Below are 9,454 nucleotides of genomic sequence, written 5' to 3' on the forward strand. Positions count from 1 at the left end.
GCTCAAAGCCTTGGCGGCATGATCGCCTCGATCTGATCACCCCAGTCGGCGGCCCATGTCCCTGCCAGCGTTCTTCTTAGACCGGGTCAGCGCGGAAATCCGCCAGCAGATGGACGGCGTGCTGGCGCTGGCCGACCAGTTGTCGCGCCAGCGGCTGGCCCCCGACGCCCAGGCCTGCGTGGCCGGCGTGGCGGAAGCCGCGGCGGGCGTGCGCCGCACCCTCGACAACGCGCTGGACCTGAAGGCCGTGGCGACGGACGGCCTCGCCCTGTCGCCGGTCCCGATCCGGCTCTGCGAACTGACCGACACGCTCGGCGACCGCTGGCAGGCGCGCGCGGCGCAGGCGGGCGTGACCCTGCTGGTCTCCTACGACGGCGATCCGGAAGCCTGCGTCATGGGCGACCGCGCGCGGCTGCTGCAGGTGTTCGACGGCTTCATCGGCGAGGCGGTGGCGAGCGCCGGCCGCGGGGCCGTGGAGGTGAGCCTCAGGGCGGCCCCCGGCTCCGCGGATACGGTGAAGCTTCGCGGCCGGGTGCGCGGCGCCCGCAGCGCCGCCTGGGAGGCGCAGGACCTGGAGGGCCGGGTTCGCGAGGTCGCCGCCCGGTTCGGCCTCGAGGTGGCCATCGGCGCCATGCTCGCCCGTCGGATCGTCGCCGGCCACGGCGGGACCATCGCCGACGAGCCGCAAGCCGGCGCGGCGCAGGCCGTGGCGTTCGAATTCCCCCTGCCCCGGGCCATCCAGGCGCCGGAAGGACCGGCCGAGGCGAGCGGCCGCGCGGCCCACATCCTGATCGTCGACGACAACGCCACCAACCGCGTGGTCGCCCAGGCGCTCTGCGAGATGCTCCAATGCACCACCGAGACGGCCGAGGACGGGCTGCAGGCGGTGGAGACGGCCCGCAGCGGCCGCTTCGACCTGATCCTCATGGACATCCGCATGCCTGGCATGGACGGGGTGACCGCCACCCGCGAGATCCACGCCCTGCCCGGTCGCGCCGGCCAGACGCCGGTCATCGCGCTCACCGCCAACGTCGATCCGGACGAGGTGCGCGGCTACATGGACGCCGGCATGGTGGGCGTGATCGAGAAGCCGATGAAGCCCGAGCACCTGCGCGACGCGCTCGCCAGCGCGCTGGGCGAGACCCGGGACGTCGAGGCCGCCTAGCCCCTCGTTGCGGCTGCAACTTTCTTGCGTCGACCGGCCCTATTGCGCCCGGCCGCGCAATGACCTAGGTCGCGACCCTGCATTTTCGGGGGAGAAAATGGCCGACGCCGAGACCACGCCCGCGACGCCTACGCTGGACGAGGTCCGTGCGCGCATCGACGTCATCGACGCCGAGCTCCTGAAGCTGCTGGACGAGCGGGCCGGCCTGGCCCGGGTGGTGGCCGCCGCCAAGGCCGCGGCGGGCGAGGCCGGCCGGTTCGGCCTGAAGCCCGGCCGCGAGGCCCAGCTCCTGCGCCGGCTTCTGGCCCGGCCGCGGACGGGGGCGAGCGCCGCCCTGGTGGTCCGGGTCTGGCGGGAGATGATCGGCGAGAGCCTGAAGCTGCAGGGCCCCTTCCACCTGGCCGTCTGGGGCGGCCGCGATCCGGCCCGCGCAGTGGAGCTCGCCCGCCTGCGGTTCGGCGCCGCCCCGCCGCTGCGCCAGGTCGCCAAGCCGGAGGACGCCATCGCCGCGGCGAAGGTCCCCGGCGGCGTCGCCGTCGCCGCCCTGACGCCGGACAGCGCCTGGTGGGGCCGGCTGCTGGCGGAGCCCAAGCTGCGGGTGTTCGCCGCCCTGCCCTGCCTCTCCGCCTGGGGGCCGCTCTCGGCGCTGGCCGTCGGCGAGGTCGAGGTGGAGCCCACCGGCGGCGACGTCACCTTCTGGGTCACCGACGCCCCGCATTCCGCCGCGGCGGTGGAAGAGGCGCTGAGCCGCGACGGGGCGGCGGCGACCCTGGTGGCCGAGGCCGGCGGCCTGAAGCTGTTCAGCCTGGCCGGCTTCTATCAGGCGAACGACCCGCGCCTGGCGCGCGCGCCGGGCCGGCTTTCCGGCGTCATCGGGGCTGCGCCCGCGCCGCTGGACGTGTAAGAGGCGACGCTTCCCGGCCCGGTGGGCCAAGCTGAACTCCGACGGTCCGATGTCCGACGACGCCCCGCTCAACGACCGCGCCCGCGCGGCCCGCCCGCTCCCCAAGCCCGGCGTCATGGACATCCACGCCTATGTGCCCGGCAAGGCCAAGGCGGAGGGCGTGGAGCACCCGATCAAGCTCTCGGCCAACGAGAACATCCTGGGCTGCAGCCCGAAGGCGCGGGAGGCCTACGCCGGCGCCGCCGACCAGCTGCACATGTACCCGGACAGCCGCACCAGCCTGCTGCGGGCGGCGGTGGCCGAACGCTACCGCCTGGAGCCGGAGCGGCTGATCTTCGGCCAGGGCTCGGACGAGGTCTTCCAGCTGCTCAACCAGGTGTTCCTGGAGCCCGGCGACAACATCGTGCAGGGCGAATACGGCTTCGCCGCCTACGCGATCGGCGCCTACGCCTGCCAGGCGGAGGTGCGCCGCGCGAAGGAGCCCAACTACACGATCGACGTGGACGAGATCCTGAAGTGCGTGGACGATCGCACCCGGCTCGTCTTCATCGCCAACCCGGCCAATCCCACCGGCACCTGGATCCCGTTCTCCGAGATCCTGCGCCTGCACGCGGCGCTGCCGCCGAGCGTCGTGCTGGTGCTCGACGGAGCCTACGGCGAGTTCTGCGAGGACCCCACCTTCGACGACGGGCTCGACCTGGCCCGCACGGCGGAGAACGTGGTCGTCACCCACACCTTCTCGAAGCTGCACGGCCTGGCCGCCCTGCGGGTGGGCTGGGGCTATGCGCCGGCCGAGATCTCCGCCGCCGTCGACCGCATCCGGCTGCCGTTCAACATCTCGATCCCGGGCCAGGCGGCGGCCATCGCGGCGCTCGGCGACGAGGACTTCCAGCGCCGCTCCATCGACCATGTGGAGCAGTGGCGTCCCTGGCTCGCCCAGCAGTTCGGCGGCCTGGGCGTGGACGTGGTGCTGCCGTCGGCGGCGAACTTCCTGCTGGTCGGCTTCCCCGAGACGCCCGGCAAGACGGCGAAGGAGGCCGAGGCCTTCCTCGCCACCAAAGGGCTGCTGGTCCGCGGCGTCGGCAACTACGGCCTACCCGGCCACGTGCGGATCACCATCGGCCTGGAAGAGCACAACCGCGCCGTGGTCGACGCGCTTGCGGAGTTCATGAAGGCCTAGGCGCCTTCTCGACCTGCTCCAGCAGGTCCTCCGCCTGGCGGACGAAGGCCTTCACGACCTCAGGGGCGTACGGGTTCTGGGTCTGGATGGCGGTGAACAGCTCGAAGGTGTCGGCGCCGATCAGGCCGCAGAGCTCCAGGAGGTGCTGGTAGGACTGGGTCGCCAGCCGCTCGTCCGGGATGCCGAGGTTCACCAGGCTGCGGCCGATCAGGTGGGTGAGCGCCTGGACGTAGGCCATCTCCTGGTCGTGCTCCTCCGGCGTCGTGACCGTGACGGCGAGGCCCAGCTCGCGGCCGAAGGCGGCGACCCTCTCGTGGCGGTCGCCGCGGATCGGGCAGACCACGAAGCGCAGGCCCGGCAGGCCGTCGCGCGCCACACTCTGCGGGCCGAACAGCGGGTGGGTGGCGACGATGTCCACGTGGGACGGCAGGAGCTCGCGCATCCACTGGGCCGGCAGGACCTTCACCGAGCCCACGTCCACCACCAGGGCGCCGGGCTTCAGGTGCGGGGCGATCTCGCCGATCACCGCACGCATGGCGGCCACCGGCACGGCCACGACGACGACGTCGCGGGCGGCGGCCTCCTCGATCGAACCGAAGGCGACGCCGAGCTCGCGGGCCCGCTCGCGGGCCTCCGGGGCCCGGTCGGTCACCAGGACGTCGAAACGGGTCTTCAGGACCCCGGCCGCCAACTGGCCGAACTGGCCGAAGCCGATGAGACCCAAGCTTTTCATGGGGGCTGAGTAGCCTATTCGGCTTCGGGGGTCAGCGGCGGCGGCAGGACGCCCAAGGGCCCGTCGTCGAACGGGAAGTCGACGTCCTCCCCCTCCTCCAGCTTGGCGTAGATCAGCCACTGGAAGCCGCGGATGGCTGGCTTGTGCACCGCGTAGATCCGAAGGCCCGCGCGGCGATAGAGCGAGCGGACATAGGCATGGTCGTAGATCACCGCATTGGTCGGATCCGTCGCGTTGACGTAGAGCGCGTTCTGGAAATCCTGCATCATCGGCATGTAGGCCTTGTCGAACAGGAACCAGGTGGCGCGCAGCACCCCGTCCGGCTCCAGCGAACGGCGACACTCCTCGAAATAGAACTCCACCTCATCGCCGATGATGTGAGTGAAGACCGAGTGGGCGTTGACGAGCGAGTAGCGGTCATCCGTCGGGATGCGCGCGCGCTGCTTGCCCTTCGGGTTCAGGCTCAAGTTGGCGACGTTCATGTGTTCGAACCGGAACGCCGGGTCGAAGCGGGTGAGATGGTCGCGGCACCACCTGATCGACGGCTCGTAGAGATCGACCCCAAGGTAACGGCCGGGGCGCGCCTGCTTCTGCAACATCATCTGGCGGGCGACCCGTCCGCAACCGCAGCCGAAGTCGAGCACACTCGCGTAGTTGCCGATCGGCACGTCGGCGCCGAAGGTCAGATCGCCGTAAGGATTCTCGAAATCCCGCGTGCCGTCGTGGCCGACGGAACGACGCAGCTCCAGCGGCGGCATCGGCGGCTCGGCGACTGCATTCAGGTCTACTGACATCGTCAGGCTCCGGTTCGGACGGCAACCGCCGCTCCTAACATCGGCCGTGGCCACTTCCCAACCGCCATCCGCGCCTCTACCGCAGGCGCGGGGCTATGGGCCGGCCAAGAACGCCTGCACGCCCTCGATGGCCTCGACCAGACTGACCCGTTGCAGCTCCACGCCCTCCGGCAGGGCCGAGAACAGGCGGGTGGGCGAGGAGGCGTCCAGCATCACGAAGACGCCCTTGTCGTCGGCGCGGCGGATCAGGCGGCCGAAGGCCTGGGCGATGCGGCCCCTGGCGATCGCGTCGTCGTAGCCCTTGCCGCCGAAGCGGGCGCGGCGGGCCTTGTGCAGGATGTCGGGCCGGGGCCAGGGCACCCGGTCGAAGACCAGGCAGCGCAGGGAGCGCCCGGGCACGTCCACGCCGTCCCTCACCGCATCCGTGCCGAGCAGGCAGGCGTCCTCCTCGGCGCGGAAGATGTCGACCAGCGCGCCGACCTCCAGCGGGTCCACATGCTGGGCGTAGAGGGCGAGGCCGCGGTCGGCGAGCGGGGCCGCAATGCGCTCGTGCACCGCGCGCAGCCGGCGGATGGCGGTGAACAGGCCAAGTCCGCCGCCGCCGGCCGCCAGGAACAGCTCGCGCATGGCCGCGGCGATCTGGCGGGGATCGTCCTTGCCGACGTCGGTGACCACGAAGCAGCGGGCCTGGGACGCATAGTCGAACGGCGAGGCGAGGCGCAGCGTCTTCGGCCGGTCCGGCAGGCGCGCGGCGCCGGTGCGCATCTCGGCGAGCGCGAAGGGATCGTCGAGCGTCTGGTCGGCGAGGGTCGCGGAGGTGACCAGCACGCCGTGGGCCGGGGCGATGACGGCGTTGGTCAGGGGCTCGGTCGGATCCACCCAGTGGCGGCGGCAGGCGGCGTCCACCACCCGACCGTAGAGGAAGGTGGCGTCGAACCAGTCCACGAAGTCCGGGTCGTCCTCGGCGTCCTCGTCGATGGCCCGCAGCATGGAGCGCCAGGCCGGCAGGGTCATGCGGGCGCGGCGGTCGAGGCCGCGCAGCGCGCCTTCGATGCGGGCCCGCTCGGCCGAGCCCAGGGTGGCGGCCTCCTGGTCGAGCACGTCCTCCAGGGCGCGGGCGAGCGCCAGCAGCGGCGCCTCCACCCTGGCCAGGGCCGCGGCCGCCTCGCGGGCGGTGTCGCGCACCAGGTCCAGCGCCGGCCGGGCGGCGCATTCCATGCCGACCTCGGAGGGCGCGGCGCGGGCACGCAACTGCTCCAGCACGGCCACCAGGAACTGTTCGATGGGGCCGATGGGGTTCACCTCGCCGTTCGGCGGGGCGATGCGGCCGGACCAGCCCTCGCCCGGCAGGGCGGCGGCGGCGTGAGTGGCCTGGACCAGCGCCTGCTTGGCCTCGTCATGGTCGCCCAGCACCTCCATGAGCCGCGCCTCCAGGCCCCGGCCGCGGCGGCCGCGCCCTTCCGGTCCGCGGATCCAGCGGCGCATCTCGGCGCTCTCGGCGCCCGACAGGGCGGCGGAGAAGGCGCTGTCGGCGGCGTCGAACAGGTGGTGGCCCTCGTCGAAGACGATCCGCTTGAGCTGGGTGGTCTCGGAGTCGGCCTTGGAGCCGCGGGCGGCGCGGGCGCCGTCGAAGGCCGCCTGGGTCATCACCAGGGCGTGGTTGGCGATGACGATGTCGGCCCGGCGCGAGCCGCGGATCGCCTTCTCCACGAAGCAGGTGCGGTAGTGCTGGCAGCCAGCGTGGATGCACTCGCCGCGCCGGTCCACGAGGTTGGCGGCGCTGGCCTGGGCGGCCGGCGGGACGGCGAACAGGGTGGGCAGCCAGGCCGGGAAGTCGCCGCCGGTCATGTCGCCGTCGCGGGTGGCCCGCGCCCAGCGGGCGGCGAGCCCCATGCCCACCAGGTCGGCCCCGCCGAGCTGGGCCTGGTTAGCCTGGTCCTGGAAGTTCAGCAGGCAGAGGTAGTTCTCGCGGCCCTTGCGGACCACGGCCTTCTTCGCCCGGACCTTGGGATCGGGGAAGACCGAGTGGCTCTCGCGCTCGATCTGACGCTGCAGGGCGCGGGTGTAGGTGGAGACCCAGACCGCCGGTCCATTGGCCTCGGCCCAGAGCGAGGCCGGCGCGAGGTAAGCCAGGGTCTTGCCGGTGCCGGTGCCGGCCTCGGCCAGCATCATCCTGGGCTCGCCCTCCTTCTCCCGCGGCTGGAAGGCGTAGGCGGCCTCGGCGGCGAACTCGGCCTGCGCGGGGCGGGCCTCGTCGAGGCCGGAGCGGTGGAGCAGTTCCTTCAGCCGGTCGGCGGCATGCCCGGCGGCCACCGGCCTTGAGCCGGCCTCGCCCGGCGGGGCCTCCGCCTCCCACTCGACCATGCGCATCCAGACGTCGAGGCCGGACGAGCGGAACATGTTGCCCACGGGGGCCGAGCGCAGGGCGGCGATGGCGGCCTGGCCCCAGGCCCAGCCGGCGCGGGCCAGGGTCTCGGCCACGGCCAGCGCCTCCTCGCGGGAGGGCTCCGGCGCCGCCGCGAGTTCGGCCAGCAGGATCCGGCAGGCCTCGCCGAGCGCCAGCGCCTGGGCCTCGGCGCCCCGGGGCTCGGGCATGCCCAGCGCCTGGGCGAGGCCGGCCGCGGAGGGCGCGCAGAATCGCGCCGGCCGCACGAAGGCGAACAGCTCCAGGGCGTCGAAGATCCGCGGCGACCGGGGCAGGGCGTTGAGGCCGAGCCGCCGCGCGGTCATGGCCGCGTGCGCCAGGAGGACGGGCGCGGCCTCCACGAGGTCGCGCGCGTCGGGGGCCCGCAGCGTCCGCGCGCCGGCCCCGTCGGCCACCGCCGCGCGCGGGCCGGGCAGCACCACGAGGGCGGGCGCGAGATCGACGGCGGCGAGGGGAGCGGTCACCCGCGGAGTTTACCGGAGTCGGCGCGGAACGGAAGGCGAACCCGCAGGCGACGACGCCGCAGGCCGCCTCAGGCCGGGACGATCTCCTTGCCCACCGGCGTGAGCGACAGGACCGCCAGCTTCACGTGCTGCCAGGCGAAGGGAATGCCGATGATGGTCACCGCGAGCCCGACGGCGAGGACCAGATGATGCAGGGCCAGCCACCAGCCGGCGAGCAGCAGCCACAGGAGGTTGAGGAGCACGCTGGTCACGCCGGGGTCGCGCTCGGCCACCACCTTGCCGAACGGCCAGTAGCTGAAGCCGGCGATGCGGAAGGCGGCCGGCGTCCACGGCAGGCCCACGATGGTGATCGCCAGAACGAGGCCGGCCAGCAGCCAGGCTGTGCCGGAGATCCAGCCGCCGAGCACGAACCACAGAAGGTTGAGCAGCAGTCGCATGTGTCCTCCGCCTCCGGCCGCGAGGCGGCGGGGGCGACGCATCTGGAAGCGCCATAGGGGTGTACAGTCAAGCTCGGGGCGACGGGCTCAGACCGGGCGGGGCCCCACCGGTTCGCATTCGCGCAGGATGCGCAGGGCCCGCTCGCGGATGGCGCGCTCGACGGCGCCCGAGGTGTCCAGGCCCGCCTCGATGGCCCGGGCGATCTCCTGCCGCACCTCGGGAGGGTCCTGGGCGACCCTCAGCGACACCAGCAGCTCCAGAGCCAGCACGTATTGCTCGGGGTCGGTCATCGGTACGCTCGCAAACTGCGCGCCGGAATCCGGCGCCATCCAGGGTCGTTACAGCCGGCCGCGGGGCCGGATCTCAGGCGATCTCCCGGCCCTTGGCGGGCGAGACCCTGCCGTCGTCCAAGTCGTAGCGGGCGGCGACGATCTTCAGCGAACCGGCCAGCACGCGGCCGCGCAGCGGCTTCGAGCCGGCGAAAATCTCGGCCGCGGCGTGGGCGGCGTTCAGCGAGACCGCGGCGTCGACCTTGTCGACCACGCCGGCCGGCACGGCGCGGACGGCCGGCGCGATCAGGGCGGCAAGGGCGCCGATCTTGGTGTCGGCGTCGTCGGGCGAGGGGTGGCCGTCGAGGGCGTCCGCGGTCGCCTTGACCGCCCCGCAGCGCTCGTGGCCCAGCGCCATGACCAGGTTGGCCCCCAGGTGGATCACCGCATACTCGATCGAGGCGAGGACGGCGTCGTCCACCACATTGCCGGCCACGCGGACGACGAACAGGTCGCCAAGGCCCTGGTCGAAGATGAGCTCGGGGGCGACGCGGCTGTCGGCGCAGGCCAGCACCACGGCGAAGGGATGCTGGCCGGCCGCCACCAGCCGGCGGCGGGCGGCGTCGCCGTTGGGATGGGTGGCGCGGGCCGCCACATAGCGGGCGTTGCCGGCCATCAGCCGGGCCATGGCGGCCTCGGGCGTGAGAGCGGGCGCGGCGTGGCCGGCGGCCGGCTTGGCCTTGCCGGGCTGGGCGGCGAAGGCGGCGGGCGCGGCCAGCACGCCGGCGCCGGCGGCGAGGATGAGGCCGCGCCGCGACAGGCCGGTCCGGGACTGGTCTTGCATCGGCGGTACGCCCCCCCGGGCGCGTCGTTGAACCGGCGGCCATCGAAGCTGAAAATCCCTAAGATGCGGTGGAGCCCGGCGCGGCAAGGCGCCGCGTCTGGACCCGCGCACAAAAAGTCCGCCCGCCCCGGGAACGCCGTTCTGCCGGCGACGTTCTTGCTCCCGACCGCACGAAGCCCCCCCCGTCGCGCGGTCGGAACGGCCGGCCCCGCGGGGGCAGTAGGGGGGATGCCAGGGG

Annotated in this window: 9 protein-coding genes; 3 read left to right on the forward strand and 6 right to left on the reverse strand. The window is 73.2% G+C overall.

Features of this window, described 5'->3' with window-relative positions; genetic code table 11:
• Positions 1–55 precede the first annotated feature (55 nt).
• The 3 genes from V7Z97_RS11360 to hisC all read left to right on the forward strand — a co-directional run bounded on the left by V7Z97_RS11360 (position 56) and on the right by hisC (position 3,249).
• Positions 56–1,165 (forward strand): response regulator, encoded by a 1,110-nt coding sequence (locus tag V7Z97_RS11360; protein WP_334163537.1) that lies wholly within the window; start codon positions 56–58, stop codon positions 1,163–1,165.
• Positions 1,166–1,262: 97 nt separating this feature from the next.
• On the forward strand, positions 1,263–2,069 hold the full coding sequence (locus V7Z97_RS11365) for a chorismate mutase (protein ID WP_334163538.1): 807 nt from the start codon (positions 1,263–1,265) through the stop codon (positions 2,067–2,069).
• Positions 2,070–2,118: 49 nt separating this feature from the next.
• Positions 2,119–3,249, forward strand: coding sequence for a histidinol-phosphate transaminase (gene hisC / locus V7Z97_RS11370; protein ID WP_334163539.1), 1,131 nt, complete (start codon positions 2,119–2,121; stop codon positions 3,247–3,249).
• On the opposite strand, the gene V7Z97_RS11375 is transcribed toward hisC, so the two are convergent.
• From V7Z97_RS11375 to V7Z97_RS11400, 6 genes are all read right to left on the reverse strand, one after another.
• Entirely contained in the window at positions 3,236–3,982 is a 747-nt protein-coding gene (locus V7Z97_RS11375; protein ID WP_334163540.1) for a prephenate dehydrogenase, read from the reverse strand. The two genes, hisC and V7Z97_RS11375, sit on opposite strands and share 14 nt — an antisense overlap.
• Before the next feature lie 14 nt (positions 3,983–3,996).
• Positions 3,997–4,776, reverse strand: a complete 780-nt coding sequence (locus V7Z97_RS11380) for a class I SAM-dependent methyltransferase (RefSeq protein WP_334163541.1) — start codon at positions 4,774–4,776, stop codon at positions 3,997–3,999.
• Positions 4,777–4,869: 93 nt separating this feature from the next.
• A complete protein-coding gene (locus tag V7Z97_RS11385) occupies positions 4,870–7,665 on the reverse strand; it encodes an ATP-dependent DNA helicase (RefSeq protein WP_334163542.1) in 2,796 nt (931 codons plus the stop codon).
• Between the two features lie 68 nt (positions 7,666–7,733).
• The gene (locus tag V7Z97_RS11390) at positions 7,734–8,102 is read right to left on the reverse strand and encodes a YccF domain-containing protein (RefSeq protein ID WP_334163543.1); all 369 of its coding nucleotides are present in this window, start codon (positions 8,100–8,102) and stop codon (positions 7,734–7,736) included.
• An 87-nt stretch (positions 8,103–8,189) separates the two neighbouring features.
• On the reverse strand, positions 8,190–8,393 hold the full coding sequence (locus tag V7Z97_RS11395) for a hypothetical protein (protein WP_334163544.1): 204 nt from the start codon (positions 8,391–8,393) through the stop codon (positions 8,190–8,192).
• Between the two features lie 73 nt (positions 8,394–8,466).
• On the reverse strand, positions 8,467–9,216 hold the full coding sequence (locus V7Z97_RS11400; protein WP_334163545.1) for a carbonic anhydrase: 750 nt from the start codon (positions 9,214–9,216) through the stop codon (positions 8,467–8,469).
• Positions 9,217–9,454 lie beyond the last annotated feature (238 nt).

The sequence above is a fragment of the Phenylobacterium sp. genome, assembly GCF_036821595.1.
Lineage (GTDB): Bacteria > Pseudomonadota > Alphaproteobacteria > Caulobacterales > Caulobacteraceae > Phenylobacterium.

Bases quoted from the DNA above. Each gene is read 5' to 3' on its own strand.
- hisC (WP_334163539.1), top strand. From the start codon at position 2,119: ATGTCCGACGACGCCCCGCTCAACGACCGCGCCCGCGCGGCCCGCCCG.
- V7Z97_RS11365 (WP_334163538.1), top strand. From the start codon at position 1,263: ATGGCCGACGCCGAGACCACGCCCGCGACGCCTACGCTGGACGAGGTC.
- V7Z97_RS11375 (WP_334163540.1), bottom strand. From the start codon at position 3,982: ATGAAAAGCTTGGGTCTCATCGGCTTCGGCCAGTTCGGCCAGTTGGCG.
- V7Z97_RS11400 (WP_334163545.1), bottom strand. From the start codon at position 9,216: ATGCAAGACCAGTCCCGGACCGGCCTGTCGCGGCGCGGCCTCATCCTC.
- V7Z97_RS11390 (WP_334163543.1), bottom strand. From the start codon at position 8,102: ATGCGACTGCTGCTCAACCTTCTGTGGTTCGTGCTCGGCGGCTGGATC.
- V7Z97_RS11395 (WP_334163544.1), bottom strand. From the start codon at position 8,393: ATGACCGACCCCGAGCAATACGTGCTGGCTCTGGAGCTGCTGGTGTCG.
- V7Z97_RS11380 (WP_334163541.1), bottom strand. From the start codon at position 4,776: ATGTCAGTAGACCTGAATGCAGTCGCCGAGCCGCCGATGCCGCCGCTG.
- V7Z97_RS11360 (WP_334163537.1), top strand. From the start codon at position 56: ATGTCCCTGCCAGCGTTCTTCTTAGACCGGGTCAGCGCGGAAATCCGC.